This window comes from Flavobacterium ginsengisoli (assembly GCF_029625315.1).
GTDB classification, from domain to species: domain Bacteria; phylum Bacteroidota; class Bacteroidia; order Flavobacteriales; family Flavobacteriaceae; genus Flavobacterium; species Flavobacterium ginsengisoli.
The window spans coordinates 4159894-4180000 of sequence record NZ_CP121110.1; the positions used below are offsets into that span (position 1 = coordinate 4159894).

Below are 20107 nucleotides of genomic sequence, written 5' to 3' on the forward strand. Positions count from 1 at the left end.
TTTTATCAAAAAAATAAAATAAAAGATAATGGCTAAAATTAAAATGAAAAAGAAGTCTACATCGACAGATATGACTGCGATGTGTGACGTAGCGTTCCTTTTGCTTACGTTCTTTATCTTAACCGCTACTGCTAAAGTGCCAGAGGCATTACCTGTAGATATGCCTGCTTCCGTTGCAATAAGTAAACTGCCAGATACCGATTTGGCTATTATTACAATAGGAAAAGGGAAAGTATTTTTTGACATCAAAGGAAGAGAAGTTCGTAAAAGAACTCTTGAAGGAATGGGTGCAAAATATGGTATTGAATTTTCAGAAGAAGATAAAACCAAATTTGCTCTTATGGACGATTTTGGTGTGCCAATTACAGGTTTAAAGCAAATCATTGATATGAAAGCGGCGGATAGAACCAAAGCAAACCAGCCTGGAATTCCTTTGGATTCATTAGATAATCAATTAAAAGAATGGCTTCTAATCTCTAGAAGAGCTACAATTGATTTGGATGACAAAGAATTGCAGATTGCGATTAAAGGAGATGCTAAAGAAGAATATCCAAGAATTAGAAAAATTATGGATATTTTGCAAGATCAGAAAATCAATTCCTTTAACTTAGTTACAGGTAAAAGAGGAAGAGACTTTTAATTAAAAAATATACACTAAGATGGCTGAATTAAATACCGGCGACGGCGGTGGTGGTAAAGGTGGTAAAGTAAGAAGTAAAAAGCAGAATTCGAAAGTCGATTTAACAGCGATGGTGGATTTGGCATTCTTATTGATTACATTCTTTATGTTAACTACTTCGTTGTCAAAACCTCAATCGATGGATTTGTCATTGCCAAATAAAGATGATGATCCAAATAAGAAAACTGAGGATACCAAAGTAGACGAGAATCGTACTATGACAGTAATGTTAGGTGGCGATAACAAAATGGTTTACTATATGGGGTTATTGGCAACACCAAAAGTGGGGCCAAAAGATATTGCATATGGTAAAGATGGAATCCGTAGAGAATTGTTAAAACAAAAGAAAAATGTTTTAGCTTATTCTGCTGCTTTAGGGAAACCTAAAAACGGAATCATTGTGATCATTAAACCAACGAAAAAATCAAATTACCGTAATTTGGTTGATATCTTGGACGAAATGGCTATCACTGGAGTTGAGACGTATGCAATTGTTCCTGAGTTTACACCAGAAGAAGCAAAAGTGATAGATAAAAAAATAAGAGCAATCTTAAGTTTTGTCGACTTAAAAATCAAGAAGTATGAAATTAGATATTATAAAAAATCAGTGGCTTGATATCGTATTCGAAGGACGTAATAAGATATATGGAGCATACGAGCTGAGAAAATCAAACGGAAAAACAACTGTGAAAGCACTTGTTATTGGTTCTCTTATCTTTAGTGCTGCTGTTGCTGCTCCTCTTATCGCGAGTTTGTTACCAGACTCAACTGAAGAAGAAGAGGTTAAAGAGGTTAAGATGGCTGCGGTAAAATTACCTCCTAAAAAAGAGGAAATTAAGCCTAACATGCCACCACCACCACCACCACCACCAAAAGTGGATCAGGTTAAATTCGTTAAACCTGTGGTTGCAAAAGCGGAAGAAGTAACTGAAGACCCACCAAAAATTGTTGAATTAAAAGACAAAAAAGTTGGTGCTGAGACTATCAAAGGAGATCCAGATGCAGTTTTAACTGTTGATGAACCAGTTGGAAAAGGACCAGTAGCAGAGGTGGTACAAGAAGATAACACTGTATATAATACAGCTGGTATCGAAGTAAAACCAGACTTCCCAGGAGGTATTGAGAAATTCTACAAATTCGTAGGAAACAACTACAAAACTCCAGAAGAAGAAGGTTTAAAAGGTAAGGTTTACGTTACGTTTGTAGTTGAAAAAGACGGGTCATTAACAGATATTAAAGTTTTAAGAGATATCGGTTATGGTACAGGAGCAGAAGCAATTCGTGTTCTTAAAAAATGTCCAAAATGGACTCCTGGCGAGCAAAATGGTAAAAAAGTTAGGGTATTATACTCTCTTCCTATTACTATTCAATCTGCAGAATAATGTTAAAAGATATGCTTAATAATATTCAGAAGAAATCGCTCAAAGAGCGATTTCTTCTTGTTTTAGGAATACTGTTTTTTTTAATATATCTTGTACTCGGTTTAATGATTATGTTTTGGGAAAAACTTCCACTTAACATGGAACCGAAATATAGATATGCCTTTGGTGGATTACTGATTGTATATTCTGGAATAAGATTTTTAAGATTAATTAATTCAAAAGAAGAATAATTATGTTGAAATATAGTAAGGCTTTAGGTTTGGTTGTTTTTGTCTTTTTGTTTGCCATGTGCAACCAAAAAAGCAAAAGTGAAACTGAAAAAGAAACCATTTTAAAAGGATCACTTGATATTGCGGTTGATGAGACGGTAGAGCAAATTGTAGACGATCAGGTTGCTGTTTTTGAAGGTACTTACTATGATGCAAAAATTACAGTAAAACCAAAATCTGAAGCTGAAGTAATTAATGATTTGTTAAATCAAAAAGCTAAAGTTGCAATTACAACGCGAGATTTGACTCCTGAAGAAATTGCTCGCTTTGACAAAAGCAAAATTAAACCAAGAGTAACTCCTTTTGCTCATGATGCTATTGCTTTTATTTCTAATAAAAACAATAATGATACATTAATTGCGTTGAAAAGTGTGATTGATTTCATGCAGGGTAAAACGGATGGCAAAATTAAAGGCCTTGTTTTCGATAATCCTAATTCAAGCACGGTTCGTTACATGAAAGAATTAGCGAAAGTGAATGAAATACCTAAATCTGGTGTTTTCTCATTTAAAACAAATAATGAAGTGATTAAATTTGTTTCTGAAAACGACGGTATGATTGGTGTTATTGGCGTTAATTGGTTTTATCAGCCAACACCTGATATGAAAGAGACAATTAATAAAATAAATGTCTTGTATGTTAAAGGTTTGGATAGTAATGAATATTATAGTCCTACTCAAAACGACTTAGAAATAGGGAAATATCCTTTGGCACGTGATTTGTTTATTATCAATTGTCAAGGTTATTCTGGATTAGGAATGGGCTTTGCTTCATTCATTGCTGGAGATATTGGACAACGCATAGTTTTGAAATCAGGATTGTTGCCATATAAAACTCCAGGACGAAAACTGAAAATTAGAAGTGAAATTATAAAAGATAAAGAATAAATTAATTACAATAAAGATGAATAAATTTAAAATTTTTAGTCTTGCATTAGTTGTGTCGGCTACGGCAACTAAAGCGCAGGATATCAACCAAGCAAAGAAGGCAATCGATGCTGAACAATTTGACAAGGCAAAAACTATCCTTAAATCAATCATCAAAGCTAAACCTTCAGACGGTGAAGCAAATTTTGTTTTAGGAAATGTTTATTTGAATCAATCTGTTATCGATTCTGCAAAAATCTATTACAATAATGGATTACAAGCTTCAGACAAGAAAAACTTAAGCTATATTGGTTTGGGTCAATTAGATCTTGATGCTAAAAACACAGCTGCAGCTCAAGCTAATTTTACTTTAGCGACTAAAGACATGAAGAAAAAGGATGTAAATGAATTTATTTACATTGCTAGAGCTTACATGAATTCTGATAATCCAGACTATAAAAGTGCAACTGATATTTTAAAAAGAGCTTTATTAGTTGATCCTCAAAATGCACAAGCATTATTGGCTATTGGAGATGCTTACTATGGAGCAAACAATCAAAATGATGCTTACAAAGCTTATCGTGATGCTTTTACAGCTGATAATACTTTATTGAGAGCAAAAATGCAATTAGGGGTTTTATTAAAAGGCGCTAAATCTTATGATGAAGCAATTAAATCTTTTAATGAGGTTATCGCTCTAGATGCAAATTACGGACCAGTTTACAGAGAGCTTGCTGAAACATATTACAAATGGGCAAGAAACAAACCTTCTACAGCTAAAGTTAACTTGCAAAATGCAATTACAAACTATGAGAAGTATTTAAGTTTGACAGATTACTCTCTTGATTCTAAAATGCGTCATGCGGATTTCTTGATCTTGGTTAAAGATTACAAACAATTAGAAACTGTTGCAAACAAAATGATTGCTCAGGATAAAGTAAATCCTAGAATTTACAGATATTTAGGATATGTCGCTTACGAAAACGGAAATGTTGATGTTGCTATTAAATCTATCGAAGATTTTATTAAAGCTCCAGGAAACAAAGTTATCGGAAGAGACTACTACTACCTAGGTTTGGCTAAAATTAAAAAAGGAACTGCTGCTGATGGTACAGTAGATCAAGTCGCTTTTGATTCAGGTTTGGCTGATATTAAAAAAGCGGTTGAATTAGAGCCTTTAGTAGTAGAAGAATTTGCAGATTTTGGAAAAGAATTATTCAGTAAAAAACAGTATGCGCAAGCTGCAGCTATTTTTGAACTTGGAGCAAGTAATCCAGAATCTAAAAATTATTTAGATGACAGTGTTTATTATGGAATTTCTTTATACTATGGTAATGCTAGTAAACCAAAAGAAAGCCGTGATGCTGTTGCTTTAGGAAAAGCAGATGCAGTTTTTGATAAAATTTTAACTACTGCTCCTAGTTATGATGAAGCATACTTGTACAAAGCTAGAATCAATTCTTTATTAGACAAAGATGATTTGATCATTAAAAACTACGAAGAGTATGTTGCTAAAATTTCTGCAAAAGGCGCTGAAGAAGTAGCTAAGCCAGCTGTAGCTAAGAAATTTGTTGAAGCTTACAATGGTATTGGTGCTGCTTATGCTAACACAGATAAAGCTAAAGCTATTGAGTATTTCAATAAAACTTTAGTATTAGATCCAGCAAACTCATATGCTACACAATCTATAAAAGCTTTAAAATAATTAGAGGATTTTAAGGAATATATAAAAACCGATAGTTCAAAAAACTATCGGTTTTTTTGTTCCGTATATTATTGACTATCTTTGCACTCTTAAAATATTAAAATGTTACCAAAAGAAATACAATTAGAAGTAAATAAAGGAGCAATGCTTCCTTTGATGGAAGAGTTTTATACCATTCAAGGAGAAGGTTCGCATACAGGACGAGTCGCTTATTTTATTAGAATTGGAGGATGTGATGTGGGATGCCATTGGTGCGATGTGAAAGAAAGCTGGAATGCTGAGCTTCATCCGCCAACAAGTGTAGATTTAATTGTTGAGAATGTTGCGAAGTATGCTGATACAGTTGTTGTAACTGGTGGAGAGCCTTTATCTTGGGATATGACGCTTTTGACAAAACGTTTAAAAGAAAAAAATCTAAAAGTACATATTGAAACTTCTGGAGCTTTTCCATTGTCAGGAACTTGGGACTGGATTTGTCTTTCGCCAAAAAAGAATAAGTTGCCTACTCAAACAGTATATGATAATGCGCACGAATTAAAAGTGATCATCTATAACAAACACGATTTTATTTTTGCAGAAGAACAAGCAGAATTAGTAAATGATAATGCGATTTTATTCTTACAACCAGAATGGAGTAAAAAAGAAGAAATGACTCCGCTGATTGTTGATTATGTTATGAATAATCCAAAATGGAGAGTTTCATTACAAACGCATAAATATCTTAATATTCCATAAAACAAAAAATCTCTTCGCACGAAGAGATTTTTTGTTTTATAAGTATACACTGTGTAAAAAGTAAACATTCGATTATTTCCAGTTTTTGTATTTTTTTAAAGCTATAATATGTGCTAAGTGATGATTTCCATGCCAAGCATACATTCCAATAATTTTTTTGAGTTTATTTTCTGAATTATCTGCAGGATGTATAAAAGTTTTTTCTAAATCAGATTCAGATAAATTTCTCATAATATAGCCCAATCGAAAGTGAAGTCCCTTTAATAAATCTAGTGTTGGTTGAATAGGCATTGTCAAATTGTCGTTTAATTCAGACCAAAGAACTTCATCATAAGCTTTAATAACGGGATTGTTTTCGGTTAATGTCCATTTAATTCTGATGTAACAGTTCATGTGGCTTTCGGCACAATGATGAATGACTTGTCTTACGGTCCAACCGCCAGGACGATATGGAGTGTCTAATTGTTCGTCGGTTAAGTGAATAGTTTCTTTTGCTAATCTTTCTGGAAGAGTTTCAATTTCTTTAATTTTTTCAGATAGATATTCTTTTGTATAATCTTGAGGGATAATAAATTTTCCAATAGGATATTTTAACTTCTCTAAATCTAATTCTTTCATGGTTTTTTATGGTTTGTTTTAAATTGAAAGTTTAGCTAAATAATCATAATGTTCACCTTCAAGGACTAGTTCACAATTTAAACCATTAGCAATTGCTGCATTTTGAAGCGTATTATAATCCAAATACAGCCAGTCAAAAGATTCTTCCTTCTCTCCTTTGTAACTAATATTAAAAACTAGTTCACCATAATAATCGTTCTCAGACGGAATCCATTTGCCGCCGTCTTCATCTTCATCAAACATATAAATGATGTCGGAGCTGTCAATTAAAATTTGTCCGCCAGGATTTAAAAGAGATTTTAATTTAGATAAGTATTTGTTGCAGTTTTTTAACTGGCCAAAAATACCTGTACCATTCATTAAGAGCAGGATCGTGTCAAATTTTTCTCCTTCAAAATCTAAAACATTTTCAACTTTAGCATTTTTTATTCCTCTAAGGCGACAGGTTTCAATTGCTTTTTTTGAAATATCAATAGCAGTTACTTCTAAATTGCGTTCATTTTGTAGCGATAAAGTATGGCTTCCCGCGCCACATCCCACATCTAATATTTTTCCTTTAGCCAATTGTAAAGCTTTTTGCTCAATTTTAGGCATTTCGTTATAAGTGCGGAAAAGATATTCAACACTCATTTCGTCTTCTTCAGAGATTGAAGTTTCGGTGATAATGTCTTCAGGTGAGTTTTTGGTGTAAAAATCAAATATCGCCTTCCCAAAAAGATCTTTCATTGTTTTAGTTCAAAGTTTAAGGTTTCAAGTTCAAAGTTGTTTAATTTTGCAAATCAACTTTAAATAGTAAACTTGAAACAGATTTTAAATAACTTAAGTAAGTTAGCCAAAGATAAGCATAACGAGAATAAAAAGTATTTCGATAAGCTTAAAAAGAAGCCACCTAAAAATTTAGATTACATTATGCAAGATTTGCACGATGCTGAATTTAAAAGAACGGATTGCTTAAAGTGCGCTAATTGCTGTAAAACAACAGGACCATTATTTACTTTGGCAGATATTGAGCGAATTTCAAAACATTTTAGACAAAAGCCGCAACAGTTTATCGATCAGTATTTACGAATTGATGAGGATAAAGATTATGTTTTGCAAAGCGTTCCATGTACATTTTTGGATAACGAAAACTATTGTATGATTTATGATGTTCGCCCAAAAGCTTGTAGAGAGTTTCCTCATACAGATCGAAACAAATTTTACCAGATTTCAAACTTAACTTTGAAAAATGTCGAAATATGTCCAGCGGCATTTAATATTGTAGAAGAAATGAAAAAGAAATTGCCATTATAGATAAAAACAAGTAATTGTTTCTGAGAATATATTGATTTCCTTTTTTAAGGTGTATTTTTGGGAAAGGAATAATTAAACAACATAAAGAAAACTCGTAATTTGAATTTAGAATATTTCATAGCCAAAAGACTTATTACTGCAAAAGATTATAAAAGCAGTATATCGGCACCCATTATAAAAATTGCTATTTCGGCAATCGCAATCGGAATTATCATGATGATGGTTTCTGTAGCGACTGGAATTGGTTTGCAGAAAAAAATTCGCGAAAAAGTTTCTGCTTTTAATGGCCAGATTATAATTTCTAATTACGATAATAACAATTCAGAAGTTACAACAGTTCCAATTTCGAAGAAGCAAGATTTCTATCCTAATTTTAAATCAGTTCCAGAAGTAAGTCATATTCAAGCTGTAGCTAGCAAAGCGGGAATAATTAGAACCGAAAATGCTTTTGAAGGAATAATATTCAAAGGAGTTGGTGCAGATTACGATTGGAATAATATTAAAGAATATATCGTAGATGGTAAAGTGCCAGATTTTACAAAAGCATTGAATGAAGATGTTATCATCTCGAGATTTCTTGCTGATCGCTTAAATTTGAAAATCGGAGATCAATTCAATACTTTTTTTATTAAAGAGGAGCAAGGTAAGCTTCCAAACAGTCGTCGGTTTAAAATCGCGACCATATTTAATTCAGGATTTCAAGATTTTGATGCAACATATATTATTGGCGACATCCGACATATTCAGAGAATTAATAAATGGAACGAAAACGAAGTTGGAGCGTTTGAGGTTTTTGTCAAAGATTTTAATGAAATTAAATCAATAGGAAATAAAATCTACGAAGAAACATCATCTAATCTGGATACGAAAACCATTGTAGAAAAATACAGTTATATTTTCGATTGGCTTCAGTTGTTCGATTTTAATATTGTAATCATCCTAGGAGTCATGATTCTAGTTGCTACCATTAATATGGTGGTAGCATTGCTAGTTCTTATTTTAGAAAGAACTCAAATGATTGGAATTCTAAAATCGATGGGAGCAAATAACTGGTCAGTTCGTAAAATCTTTTTATATAATGCTTTTTATTTAATTTTAAGAGGACTATTTTGGGGAAATTTAATAGGGATTTCAATTCTGTTGATTCAGCAACAATTCGGAGTAATTCAGTTAAACCCTGAAAACTATTATGTAAATCAAGCTCCTGTTTATCTAAATTGGCTTTATATACTCTTATTAAATCTGCTTACTGTTGGTGTTTGTTTTTTGGTGCTATTAATTCCCTCTTATATAATAACCAAAATATCCCCAGTAAAAGCAATTCGCTTCGATTAAGTAAAAAGTAAAATCGTAATATCAAACCCGACAGTTTTTGAAAAGCCGTCGGGTTTGCTTTTGTACATATAATATAAGTATGGAATATGATCATGGGCAGATGCGAAACCTTAAGTTTTAATAATAAACAAGGGCCGTTTCCCTCTATCGGCTCCAACTTTTGCGGCCGAATGCCTTCTCAAAAAGGATTTCCGCTTCCATCGTGGCTAAATGGGCTGTTTTTGATAAGAGGTTTTTTGGAAAAGGAGAGCTTAGAGATTGAAAAATTATGCAAAAAAGAGGGCCGGAGACTAAAAACTCCGCAAAATTGGGAAGCGGAACCCCGCGTAAAATATGAAAACAATAAAGACATTAGGGGAAAACCTACAGATTTTGAAAAAACTTTGATCTGTAAAGGGTGTGTTATGAGACAGTTAAGAAAAAGATTGAAAAAAGATTGAAAAAAGCGGACAAAAAAGCTTGGAAAAGCGGAAAAAGGTTCTACTTTTGCACCCGCAACAGCGAAACGCTCATCGAAATGCTGGCAAGGGAATAAGAATTAAAAAGGAAAGAAATTTTCTAAAAAAAAAGATTCGAAAAAGCTTGCGAGATTTGAAAAAGCGATTTACATTTGCACCCCGCAAAACACGGAAAGCTCTTTGATAGACTGGGAAGGAAAAAAGAAAAATGGAGGCGAAAATAAAGCTTCAAAATTTTTCAAATTTTTTCTTGCAGGTTTAAAAAATTAGTTTTAGTTTTGCACCCGCTTTGAAACACAAGCGATGAAGAAATAGAGACACGTTCGTAGACATATTGAATTGACAGCCGTTCTGAAAGAGATTTCAGAACATAAAGAATAAGAGCATTAGAATCGAGAGATTCGATAAAGAACCGCTAAGTTTAGCGCATCGCAATATAATATTAAAATATACGATGAAGAGTTTGATCCTGGCTCAGGATGAACGCTAGCGGCAGGCTTAACACATGCAAGTCGAGGGGTAGAGCACTTCGGTGCTTGAGACCGGCGCACGGGTGCGTAACGCGTATGCAATCTGCCTTTCACAGAGGGATAGCCCAGAGAAATTTGGATTAATACCTCATAGCATACTAAGTTGGCATCAACCTAGTATTAAAGTCACAACGGTGAAAGATGAGCATGCGTCCCATTAGCTAGTTGGTAAGGTAACGGCTTACCAAGGCGACGATGGGTAGGGGTCCTGAGAGGGAGATCCCCCACACTGGTACTGAGACACGGACCAGACTCCTACGGGAGGCAGCAGTGAGGAATATTGGTCAATGGGCGCAAGCCTGAACCAGCCATGCCGCGTGCAGGATGACGGTCCTATGGATTGTAAACTGCTTTTGTACGGGAAGAAACACTCCTTCGTGAAGGAGCTTGACGGTACCGTAAGAATAAGGATCGGCTAACTCCGTGCCAGCAGCCGCGGTAATACGGAGGATCCAAGCGTTATCCGGAATCATTGGGTTTAAAGGGTCCGTAGGCGGTCTTGTAAGTCAGTGGTGAAAGCCCATCGCTCAACGGTGGAACGGCCATTGATACTGCAGGACTTGAATTATTGGGAAGTAACTAGAATATGTAGTGTAGCGGTGAAATGCTTAGAGATTACATGGAATACCAATTGCGAAGGCAGGTTACTACCAATTTATTGACGCTGATGGACGAAAGCGTGGGTAGCGAACAGGATTAGATACCCTGGTAGTCCACGCCGTAAACGATGGATACTAGCTGTTGGGGGCAACTTCAGTGGCTAAGCGAAAGTGATAAGTATCCCACCTGGGGAGTACGTTCGCAAGAATGAAACTCAAAGGAATTGACGGGGGCCCGCACAAGCGGTGGAGCATGTGGTTTAATTCGATGATACGCGAGGAACCTTACCAAGGCTTAAATGCAGACTGACCGATTTGGAAACAGATCTTTCGCAAGACAGTTTACAAGGTGCTGCATGGTTGTCGTCAGCTCGTGCCGTGAGGTGTCAGGTTAAGTCCTATAACGAGCGCAACCCCTGTTGTTAGTTGCCAGCGAGTAGTGTCGGGAACTCTAACAAGACTGCCAGTGCAAACTGTGAGGAAGGTGGGGATGACGTCAAATCATCACGGCCCTTACGCCTTGGGCTACACACGTGCTACAATGGCCGGTACAGAGAGCAGCCACCTCGCGAGGGGGAGCGAATCTATAAAGCCGGTCACAGTTCGGATCGGAGTCTGCAACTCGACTCCGTGAAGCTGGAATCGCTAGTAATCGGATATCAGCCATGATCCGGTGAATACGTTCCCGGGCCTTGTACACACCGCCCGTCAAGCCATGGAAGCTGGGGGTGCCTGAAGTCGGTGACCGCAAGGAGCTGCCTAGGGTAAAACTGGTAACTAGGGCTAAGTCGTAACAAGGTAGCCGTACCGGAAGGTGCGGCTGGAACACCTCCTTTCTAGAGCCCTAATGTTAGTGCTTGCACACGTTTGGGAAATAAGATGCGCAGCATCGGTTTTTTGGATCTTGAAATTGTATTGCTCTTGCTGTTAATTTAAAAAAATGATAAAACTTAAGTAAAACAGAGTCTCGTAGCTCAGCTGGTTAGAGTACTACACTGATAATGTAGGGGTCGGCAGTTCGAGTCTGCCCGGGACTACTATTTGACTTAAAAGAAGGAAATTCTAGAGTTGAAAGGTTACGAATTACAAAAAAAATTCATAATTCATAATTCACAATTCATAATTAGATTGGGGGATTAGCTCAGCTGGCTAGAGCGCCTGCCTTGCACGCAGGAGGTCAACGGTTCGACTCCGTTATTCTCCACAGGTCCGAAAGGGCATAAGTTCATTGACATATTGGGATAAGAAAATAATAAGAAAGTAGAAAGCGTTTTCTGTTATGGCGACAATGCATATGATAGGAAACAAAACAAAACGGATCATATTAAATTATGATTTGGTGCAATAAGCAAAATAAGGGCGCATGGGGAATGCCTAGGCTCTCAGAGGCGATGAAGGACGTGATAAGTCGCGAAAAGCTGCGGGGACGGGCACACACCGATCGATCCGCAGATATCCGAATGGGGCAACCCGCTATGTTGAAGACATAGCACACCGATAGGTGGGCAAACCCGCTGAACTGAAACATCTAAGTAGGCGGAGGAGAAGAAAACAAAAGTGATTCCGTAAGTAGTGGCGAGCGAACGCGGATTAGCCCAAACCAGCATTGTTATGGCATTGTTGGGGTTGTAGGACCGCGACATTTCATGCGCAAGGAACCGGAAGCTTCTGGAAAGGAGCGCCATAGAGGGTGACAGCCCCGTATGGGTAACGAGTGTAATGGATAGCGGTATCCTGAGTAGGGCGGGGCACGTGAAACCCTGTCTGAATTTGGCGGGACCATCCGCTAAGGCTAAATACTCCTGAGAGACCGATAGTGAACCAGTACCGTGAGGGAAAGGTGAAAAGAACCGTGAATAACGGAGTGAAATAGATCCTGAAACCATGCGCTTACAAGCGGTCGGAGCCCTTTCGTGGGGTGACGGCGTGCCTTTTGCATAATGAGCCTACGAGTTAACGCTGCTGGCAAGGATAAGTGGTTAAGCCATGGATCCGCAGCGAAAGCGAGTCTGAATAGGGCGCTTTAGTCAGTAGTGTTAGACGCGAAACCGTGTGATCTACCCATGGGCAGGTTGAAGCTGTGGTAACACACAGTGGAGGACCGAACCGGTTGACGTTGAAAAGTCTTCGGATGACCTGTGGGTAGGGGTGAAAGGCCAATCAAACTCGGAAATAGCTCGTACTCCCCGAAATGCATTTAGGTGCAGCGCTGGATATAGTTATATAGAGGTAGAGCTACTGATTGGATGCGGGGGCTTCACCGCCTACCAATTCCTGACAAACTCCGAATGCTATATAATGTTTACCAGCAGTGAGGGCTTGGGTGCTAAGGTCCAAGTCCGAGAGGGAAAGAACCCAGACCATCAGCTAAGGTCCCCAAATATATGCTAAGTTGAAAGAACGAGGTTTGTCTGCCCAGACAGCTAGGATGTTGGCTTGGAAGCAGCCATTCATTTAAAGAGTGCGTAACAGCTCACTAGTCGAGCGGACGAGCATGGATAATAATCGGGCATAAGCATATTACCGAAGCTATGGATTTGTATGCAAATACAAGTGGTAGGGGAGCATTCTGACAGGGCTGAAGGTGTATCGTAAGGTATGCTGGACCGGTCAGAAAAGAAAATGTAGGCATAAGTAACGATAATGCGGGCGAGAAACCCGCACACCGAAAAACTAAGGTTTCCACAGCTATGCTAATCAGCTGTGGGTTAGTCTGGACCTAAGGCGAACCCGAAAGGGACAGTCGATGGCCAACGGGTTAATATTCCCGTACTTCTTATTGCTGTGATGGGGTGACGGAGTGATGAAAGCGCCGCGAACTGACGGAATAGTTCGTTAAAGCACCTAGCTATAGGCTCTATAGGCAAATCCGTAGAGCTTGGCGAAATGCGATAGTACTCGGAGTCTTCGGACAAAGAGATAGTGCGCCTAAGGGCTTCCAAGAAAAACCTCTAAACTTCAGGCAATAAGAACCAGTACCGTAAACCGACACAGGTAGTTGAGGAGAGAATCCTAAGGTGCTCGAGAGATTCATGGCTAAGGAATTAGGCAAAATAGACCTGTAACTTCGGGAGAAAGGTCGCCCCGAGCAATCGGGGCCGCAGTGAAGAGGTCCAGGCGACTGTTTATCAAAAACACAGGGCTCTGCAAAATCGTAAGATGAAGTATAGGGCCTGACACCTGCCCGGTGCTGGAAGGTTAAGAGGAGATGTTATCTTCGGAGAAGCATTGAATTGAAGCCCCAGTAAACGGCGGCCGTAACTATAACGGTCCTAAGGTAGCGAAATTCCTTGTCGGGTAAGTTCCGACCTGCACGAATGGTGTAACGATCTGGACACTGTCTCAGCCATGAGCTCGGTGAAATTGTAGTAACGGTGAAGATGCCGTTTACCCGCAGTGGGACGAAAAGACCCTGTGCACCTTTACTATAGCTTAGTATTGACCTTGGATAAATGATGTGTAGGATAGGTTGGAGACTATGAAGCGGCGTCGCCAGGCGTTGTGGAGTCATTGTTGAAATACAACCCTTTGTTTATCTGAGGCCTAACCCCGCAATGTGGGGGACAGTGCTTGGTGGGTAGTTTGACTGGGGTGGTCGCCTCCAAAAGAGTAACGGAGGCTTCTAAAGGTTCCCTCAGTACGCTTGGTAACCGTGCGTAGAGTGCAATGGCATAAGGGAGCTTGACTGAGAGACATACAGGTCGATCAGGTACGAAAGTAGAGCATAGTGATCCGGTGGTTCCGCATGGAAGGGCCATCGCTCAAAGGATAAAAGGTACGCCGGGGATAACAGGCTGATCTCCCCCAAGAGCTCATATCGACGGGGGGGTTTGGCACCTCGATGTCGGCTCGTCACATCCTGGGGCTGGAGAAGGTCCCAAGGGTTGGGCTGTTCGCCCATTAAAGTGGCACGCGAGCTGGGTTCAGAACGTCGTGAGACAGTTCGGTCTCTATCTACTGCGGGCGTTAGAAATTTGAGTGGATCTGATTCTAGTACGAGAGGACCGAATTGGACTAACCTCTAGTGTATCTGTTGTCCCGCCAGGGGCACCGCAGAGTAGCTACGTTGGGAAGGGATAAGCGCTGAAAGCATATAAGCGCGAAACCCACCACAAGATGAGATTTCTTTTAAGGATCGTGGAAGATGACCACGTTGATAGGCTACAGATGTAAAGGCAGTAATGTCATAGTCGAGTAGTACTAATAATCCGTAAGCTTATGCACACCCTTTTCCCGATCCGCCCAGGTGGATCGGGAGGAAACTTTTCTAAAATAAGGCTTATTTGTTTCTTTATCCCAGTATGTTAAAATATTTGCCCGTCGCGGGCAGGTCGCAAAGCGAAAATTTCAAAGCCTCAAAGTGAAAACTTTAGACTTTATGGCCTTCGGCTTTGGACTTAAAAACCTTAAGGTGGTTATTGCGGCGGGGCTCACCTCTTCCCATCCCGAACAGAGAAGTTAAGCCCGCCTGCGCAGATGGTACTGCAGTTATGTGGGAGAGTATGTCGTCGCCTTTCTTTTGAAAACCCTATCCAAACCGGATAGGGTTTTTTGTTTTATACGCAGTTTTTTAAAGTATCAGATTTAAGATGTCTCTTCTAATTCGAACGAAATGTTTTAAAGAGAATAATTTTTATTATTGGCGACTACTTCTTCTTTTATTAACTCTTCTGCCTTCATAAAAAAAAACTAAAGCGTAGAGTTTGGTTGGGATAGAAATTTCAATAAGCTAATAATCTTTGGAATATAAAATTCAAATAAATTTTGACATCCTATAATAATTTATTTAAGAATGATATTTAAACTGTCTAAATAATAAAACCTATTGGAAAAATTAGCATTGAGATGGCTTATGAAAAATCCTCAAACTTAACGTATCAAATAACTCGAAGCTTAGTTAGGAAAGAATAGGAGTTACTTGGTCTTTAAAAAAAATATAGAAATACCTGAGCACGAGCTAAAAATCGAGATTGTAAATAGTCTGGTTCAAAGCAGTCCAGTAAATAAATCATATATAAAGGCTTAGTCTTTGTAAGATATGTCGATTGTTTGGATATGGTAAACGAGCTTATTATAACGAAGATCATATCAATCATAGCTAGGTCCCGATAAAGAGTATCTCAAATCTTTGATAATATCGATTCGTCAAAAGATTCTAAAAATAGGCGACAGAAAACTGTATTATATGCCGAAAGATGATTTAAAAGTATATCAGATAAAAATTGACAGAGATAAATTATTTGATTTTTTGCGCAATTAATATTTATTAGTCCTTAAAATAAGAAGGTATTACAAGATAACAAACTCAAATCATTGGATGGTTAAATATCCAAATCTAATAAAAGGAATTAGGCTGAATATACTAAGCGGATTTTGGTAGCTGATATTATTTGTCTAAGAATTAAAGTAAAAATATATTGCCTGCATTTGATGCAAATGAATATTCAAAGAAAATTGAAAGTAATAATTTATCAGATGGCTTGATGGATTCTTTTGCATTAGAGGCTTTAAAAATGGCTGTTGCTGTTGGTAATAGAAAAAGCGACAGAAATCTCAGGCACAATTCATAGAGCGATTTTAATATTGCAGTGAAGAATATGTAGGGGTGGATTCTAAAGCAAGATTCTTATGAGTGTGACGCAAAATAATGATCTTTATGAAAATACACCTGGGGAAAGCGTAAAAAGTGTTTTAAAAGAAAAATTTGTATTATCTGAAATCTTTGAGGGTTTTGAGAATCTAAAAAACAAAACTTGAAAGTCTATTTTGCAATCAAATCAGAGTCTGCCTATTGATAATTGTGCTGATTACCAAATCAAGCACATTCCCAAAACAAATAATTTTAAAAAAAAATAATCAGAACAAAAGTAATTCTGTTGTGATTTAAAATATATTACTAATCGTGTGAACCATTTTCCATCCAGATTAATGTGCATATTATATACAAGTGTAGACAAGTTGAAGTTTTGATGATAAATGGGAGCTATTTGCGGCTATGGGCTGGAATCTTATGCGGCCGAAGGCCTTCCCAAAAAGGATTTCCGCTTCCATCGGGGCTAAATGGGCTGTTTTTGATAAGGGGTTTTCTGGGAAGGGGGGCTTAGAGATTGAAAAATTATGCAAAAAAGAGAGCCGGAGACTAAAAACTCCGCAAAATTGGGAAGCGGAACCCCGCGTAAAATATGAAAACAATAAAGATGTTAGGGGAAAACCTACAGATTCTAAAAAAAACTTTAATCTGTAAAGGGTGTGTTATGAGACAGTTAAGAAAAAGATTGGAAAAAGATTGAAAAAAGCGGCTAAAAAAGCTTGGAAAAGCGGAAAAAGGTTCTACTTTTGCACCCGCAACAGCGAAACGCTCATCGAAATGCCGGCAAGGGAATAAGAATTAAAAAGGGAATAAATTTTCTAAAAAAAAAGATTCGAAAAAGCTTGCGAGATTTGAAAAAGCGATTTACATTTGCACCCCGCAAAACACGGAAAGCTCTTTGATAGACTGGGAAGGAAAAAGGAAAATGGAGGCGAAAATAAAGCTTCAAAATTTTTCAAATTTTTTCTTGCAGGTTTAAAAAATTAGTTTTAGTTTTGCACCCGCTTTGAAACACAAGCGGTGAAGAAATAAAGACACGTTCGTAGACATATTGAATTGACAGCCGTTCTGAAAGAGATTTCAGAACATAAAGAATAAGAGCATTAGAATCGAGAGATTCGATAAAGAACCGCTAAGTTTAGCGCATCGCAATATAATATTAAAATATACGATGAAGAGTTTGATCCTGGCTCAGGATGAACGCTAGCGGCAGGCTTAACACATGCAAGTCGAGGGGTAGAGCACTTCGGTGCTTGAGACCGGCGCACGGGTGCGTAACGCGTATGCAATCTGCCTTTCACAGAGGGATAGCCCAGAGAAATTTGGATTAATACCTCATAGCATACTAAGTTGGCATCAACCTAGTATTAAAGTCACAACGGTGAAAGATGAGCATGCGTCCCATTAGCTAGTTGGTAAGGTAACGGCTTACCAAGGCGACGATGGGTAGGGGTCCTGAGAGGGAGATCCCCCACACTGGTACTGAGACACGGACCAGACTCCTACGGGAGGCAGCAGTGAGGAATATTGGTCAATGGGCGCAAGCCTGAACCAGCCATGCCGCGTGCAGGATGACGGTCCTATGGATTGTAAACTGCTTTTGTACGGGAAGAAACACTCCTTCGTGAAGGAGCTTGACGGTACCGTAAGAATAAGGATCGGCTAACTCCGTGCCAGCAGCCGCGGTAATACGGAGGATCCAAGCGTTATCCGGAATCATTGGGTTTAAAGGGTCCGTAGGCGGTCTTGTAAGTCAGTGGTGAAAGCCCATCGCTCAACGGTGGAACGGCCATTGATACTGCAGGACTTGAATTATTGGGAAGTAACTAGAATATGTAGTGTAGCGGTGAAATGCTTAGAGATTACATGGAATACCAATTGCGAAGGCAGGTTACTACCAATTTATTGACGCTGATGGACGAAAGCGTGGGTAGCGAACAGGATTAGATACCCTGGTAGTCCACGCCGTAAACGATGGATACTAGCTGTTGGGGGCAACTTCAGTGGCTAAGCGAAAGTGATAAGTATCCCACCTGGGGAGTACGTTCGCAAGAATGAAACTCAAAGGAATTGACGGGGGCCCGCACAAGCGGTGGAGCATGTGGTTTAATTCGATGATACGCGAGGAACCTTACCAAGGCTTAAATGCAGACTGACCGATTTGGAAACAGATCTTTCGCAAGACAGTTTACAAGGTGCTGCATGGTTGTCGTCAGCTCGTGCCGTGAGGTGTCAGGTTAAGTCCTATAACGAGCGCAACCCCTGTTGTTAGTTGCCAGCGAGTAGTGTCGGGAACTCTAACAAGACTGCCAGTGCAAACTGTGAGGAAGGTGGGGATGACGTCAAATCATCACGGCCCTTACGCCTTGGGCTACACACGTGCTACAATGGCCGGTACAGAGAGCAGCCACCTCGCGAGGGGGAGCGAATCTATAAAGCCGGTCACAGTTCGGATCGGAGTCTGCAACTCGACTCCGTGAAGCTGGAATCGCTAGTAATCGGATATCAGCCATGATCCGGTGAATACGTTCCCGGGCCTTGTACACACCGCCCGTCAAGCCATGGAAGCTGGGGGTGCCTGAAGTCGGTGACCGCAAGGAGCTGCCTAGGGTAAAACTGGTAACTAGGGCTAAGTCGTAACAAGGTAGCCGTACCGGAAGGTGCGGCTGGAACACCTCCTTTCTAGAGCCCTAATGTTAGTGCTTGCACACGTTTGGGAAATAAGATGCGCAGCATCGGTTTTTTGGATCTTGAAATTGTATTGCTCTTGCTGTTAATTTAAAAAAATGATAAAACTTAAGTAAAACAGAGTCTCGTAGCTCAGCTGGTTAGAGTACTACACTGATAATGTAGGGGTCGGCAGTTCGAGTCTGCCCGGGACTACTATTTGACTTAAAAGAAGGAAATTCTAGAGTTGAAAGGTTACGAATTACAAAAAAAATTCATAATTCATAATTCACAATTCATAATTAGATTGGGGGATTAGCTCAGCTGGCTAGAGCGCCTGCCTTGCACGCAGGAGGTCAACGGTTCGACTCCGTTATTCTCCACAGGTCCGAAAGGGCATAAGTTCATTGACATATTGGGATAAGAAAATAATAAGAAAGTAGAAAGCGTTTTCTGTTATGGCAGCAATGCATATGATAGGAAACAAAACAAAACGGATCATATTAAATTATGATTTGGTGCAATAAGCAAAATAAGGGCGCATGGGGAATGCCTAGGCTCTCAGAGGCGATGAAGGACGTGATAAGTCGCGAAAAGCTGCGGGGACGGGCACACACCGATCGATCCGCAGATATCCGAATGGGGCAACCCGCTATGTTGAAGACATAGCACACCGATAGGTGGGCAAACCCGCTGAACTGAAACATCTAAGTAGGCGGAGGAGAAGAAAACAAAAGTGATTCCGTAAGTAGTGGCGAGCGAACGCGGATTAGCCCAAACCAGCATTGTTATGGCATTGTTGGGGTTGTAGGACCGCGACATTTCATGCGCAAGGAACCGGAAGCTTCTGGAAAGGAGCGCCATAGAGGGTGACAGCCCCGTATGGGTAACGAGTGTAATGGATAGCGGTATCCTGAGTAGGGCGGGGCACGTGAAACCCTGTCTGAATTTGGCGGGACCATCCGCTAAGGCTAAATACTCCTGAGAGACCGATAGTGAACCAGTACCGTGAGGGAAAGGTGAAAAGAACCGTGAATAACGGAGTGAAATAGATCCTGAAACCATGCGCTTACAAGCGGTCGGAGCCCTTTCGTGGGGTGACGGCGTGCCTTTTGCATAATGAGCCTACGAGTTAACGCTGCTGGCAAGGATAAGTGGTTAAGCCATGGATCCGCAGCGAAAGCGAGTCTGAATAGGGCGCTTTAGTCAGTAGTGTTAGACGCGAAACCGTGTGATCTACCCATGGGCAGGTTGAAGCTGTGGTAACACACAGTGGAGGACCGAACCGGTTGACGTTGAAAAGTCTTCGGATGACCTGTGGGTAGGGGTGAAAGGCCAATCAAACTCGGAAATAGCTCGTACTCCCCGAAATGCATTTAGG

The 20107-nt window shown here is 39.4% G+C and carries 13 protein-coding genes, 4 tRNA genes and 5 rRNA genes (1 of these 22 cut by a window edge); 20 read left to right on the top strand and 2 right to left on the bottom strand.

The window, feature by feature from the left end:
- Positions 1-28: 28 nt before the first annotated feature.
- The 7 genes from P5P87_RS19500 to P5P87_RS19530 all read left to right on the top strand — a co-directional run bounded on the left by P5P87_RS19500 (position 29) and on the right by P5P87_RS19530 (position 5636).
- On the top strand, positions 29-640 hold the full coding sequence (locus P5P87_RS19500; protein WP_095928222.1) for an ExbD/TolR family protein: 612 nt from the start codon (positions 29-31) through the stop codon (positions 638-640).
- Between the two features lie 19 nt (positions 641-659).
- Entirely contained in the window at positions 660-1295 is a 636-nt protein-coding gene (locus P5P87_RS19505) for an ExbD/TolR family protein (RefSeq protein ID WP_278020328.1), read from the top strand.
- Positions 1261-2061 carry an energy transducer TonB gene (locus P5P87_RS19510; RefSeq protein WP_095928220.1) on the top strand — a complete coding sequence of 267 codons (801 nt, stop codon included), beginning with the start codon at positions 1261-1263 and terminating at the stop codon, positions 2059-2061. Before P5P87_RS19505 ends, P5P87_RS19510 begins: the two co-directional genes overlap by 35 nt.
- The gene (locus P5P87_RS19515) at positions 2061-2291 is read left to right on the top strand and encodes a hypothetical protein (protein ID WP_111286913.1); all 231 of its coding nucleotides are present in this window, start codon (positions 2061-2063) and stop codon (positions 2289-2291) included. The genes P5P87_RS19510 and P5P87_RS19515 overlap by 1 nt, the downstream gene beginning before the upstream one ends.
- Before the next feature lie 2 nt (positions 2292-2293).
- Positions 2294-3217 carry a PstS family phosphate ABC transporter substrate-binding protein gene (locus tag P5P87_RS19520; protein WP_278020329.1) on the top strand — a complete coding sequence of 308 codons (924 nt, stop codon included), beginning with the start codon at positions 2294-2296 and terminating at the stop codon, positions 3215-3217.
- Between the two features lie 16 nt (positions 3218-3233).
- Entirely contained in the window at positions 3234-4901 is a 1668-nt protein-coding gene (locus tag P5P87_RS19525; protein ID WP_278020330.1) for a tetratricopeptide repeat protein, read from the top strand.
- A gap of 102 nt (positions 4902-5003) precedes the next feature.
- Positions 5004-5636, top strand: coding sequence for a 7-carboxy-7-deazaguanine synthase QueE (locus P5P87_RS19530; protein ID WP_278020331.1), 633 nt, complete (start codon positions 5004-5006; stop codon positions 5634-5636).
- Positions 5637-5708: 72 nt separating this feature from the next.
- On the opposite strand, the gene P5P87_RS19535 is transcribed toward P5P87_RS19530, so the two are convergent.
- Positions 5709-6254: a YfiT family bacillithiol transferase gene (locus P5P87_RS19535; protein WP_278020332.1), complete on the bottom strand. Its 546-nt coding sequence runs from the start codon at positions 6252-6254 to the stop codon at positions 5709-5711.
- An 18-nt stretch (positions 6255-6272) separates the two neighbouring features.
- A complete protein-coding gene (locus tag P5P87_RS19540; RefSeq protein WP_198855502.1) occupies positions 6273-6980 on the bottom strand; it encodes a class I SAM-dependent methyltransferase in 708 nt (235 codons plus the stop codon).
- A gap of 72 nt (positions 6981-7052) precedes the next feature.
- Here P5P87_RS19540 and P5P87_RS19545 point away from each other — a divergent pair, with 72 nt between their 5' ends.
- The 13 genes from P5P87_RS19545 to P5P87_RS19605 all read left to right on the top strand — a co-directional run.
- Positions 7053-7547 carry a YkgJ family cysteine cluster protein gene (locus P5P87_RS19545; RefSeq protein ID WP_198855503.1) on the top strand — a complete coding sequence of 165 codons (495 nt, stop codon included), beginning with the start codon at positions 7053-7055 and terminating at the stop codon, positions 7545-7547.
- 99 nt (positions 7548-7646) lie between these two features.
- A complete protein-coding gene (locus tag P5P87_RS19550; RefSeq protein ID WP_278020333.1) occupies positions 7647-8882 on the top strand; it encodes an ABC transporter permease in 1236 nt (411 codons plus the stop codon).
- Positions 8883-9052: 170 nt separating this feature from the next.
- Complete coding sequence (locus tag P5P87_RS19555; RefSeq protein WP_278020334.1) at positions 9053-9322, top strand: hypothetical protein; 270 nt, start codon at positions 9053-9055, stop codon at positions 9320-9322.
- A 469-nt stretch (positions 9323-9791) separates the two neighbouring features.
- A 16S ribosomal RNA gene (locus tag P5P87_RS19560) occupies positions 9792-11305 on the top strand.
- Between the two features lie 127 nt (positions 11306-11432).
- Positions 11433-11506: transfer RNA gene (locus tag P5P87_RS19565), tRNA-Ile, on the top strand.
- Between the two features lie 93 nt (positions 11507-11599).
- Positions 11600-11673: transfer RNA gene (locus tag P5P87_RS19570), tRNA-Ala, on the top strand.
- Positions 11674-11810: 137 nt separating this feature from the next.
- Positions 11811-14693, top strand: a 23S ribosomal RNA gene (locus P5P87_RS19575).
- Positions 14694-14876: 183 nt separating this feature from the next.
- Positions 14877-14986: ribosomal RNA gene (rrf, locus tag P5P87_RS19580) — 5S ribosomal RNA — on the top strand.
- The 16S, 23S and 5S rRNA genes sit together here with 2 tRNA genes alongside, the layout of an rRNA operon.
- Before the next feature lie 900 nt (positions 14987-15886).
- Entirely contained in the window at positions 15887-16039 is a 153-nt protein-coding gene (locus P5P87_RS19585) for a hypothetical protein (protein ID WP_278020335.1), read from the top strand.
- 1188 nt (positions 16040-17227) lie between these two features.
- Positions 17228-18741 (top strand): 16S ribosomal RNA (locus tag P5P87_RS19590).
- Positions 18742-18868: 127 nt separating this feature from the next.
- Positions 18869-18942, top strand: a tRNA-Ile gene (locus P5P87_RS19595).
- 93 nt (positions 18943-19035) lie between these two features.
- A tRNA-Ala gene (locus P5P87_RS19600) sits at positions 19036-19109 on the top strand.
- A 137-nt stretch (positions 19110-19246) separates the two neighbouring features.
- Positions 19247-20107, top strand: a 23S ribosomal RNA gene (locus tag P5P87_RS19605); it runs 2022 nt beyond the window's last position.

What these genes read in the sequence shown, in the direction of transcription:
- P5P87_RS19500 (WP_095928222.1), top strand. Translation starts at nt 29, where the DNA reads ATGGCTAAAATTAAAATGAAAAAGAAGTCTACATCGACAGATATGACT.
- P5P87_RS19505 (WP_278020328.1), top strand. Translation starts at nt 660, where the DNA reads ATGGCTGAATTAAATACCGGCGACGGCGGTGGTGGTAAAGGTGGTAAA.
- P5P87_RS19510 (WP_095928220.1), top strand. Translation starts at nt 1,261, where the DNA reads ATGAAATTAGATATTATAAAAAATCAGTGGCTTGATATCGTATTCGAA.
- P5P87_RS19515 (WP_111286913.1), top strand. Translation starts at nt 2,061, where the DNA reads ATGTTAAAAGATATGCTTAATAATATTCAGAAGAAATCGCTCAAAGAG.
- P5P87_RS19520 (WP_278020329.1), top strand. Translation starts at nt 2,294, where the DNA reads ATGTTGAAATATAGTAAGGCTTTAGGTTTGGTTGTTTTTGTCTTTTTG.
- P5P87_RS19525 (WP_278020330.1), top strand. Translation starts at nt 3,234, where the DNA reads ATGAATAAATTTAAAATTTTTAGTCTTGCATTAGTTGTGTCGGCTACG.
- P5P87_RS19530 (WP_278020331.1), top strand. Translation starts at nt 5,004, where the DNA reads ATGTTACCAAAAGAAATACAATTAGAAGTAAATAAAGGAGCAATGCTT.
- P5P87_RS19535 (WP_278020332.1), bottom strand. Translation starts at nt 6,254, where the DNA reads ATGAAAGAATTAGATTTAGAGAAGTTAAAATATCCTATTGGAAAATTT.
- P5P87_RS19540 (WP_198855502.1), bottom strand. Translation starts at nt 6,980, where the DNA reads ATGAAAGATCTTTTTGGGAAGGCGATATTTGATTTTTACACCAAAAAC.
- P5P87_RS19555 (WP_278020334.1), top strand. Translation starts at nt 9,053, where the DNA reads ATGCCTTCTCAAAAAGGATTTCCGCTTCCATCGTGGCTAAATGGGCTG.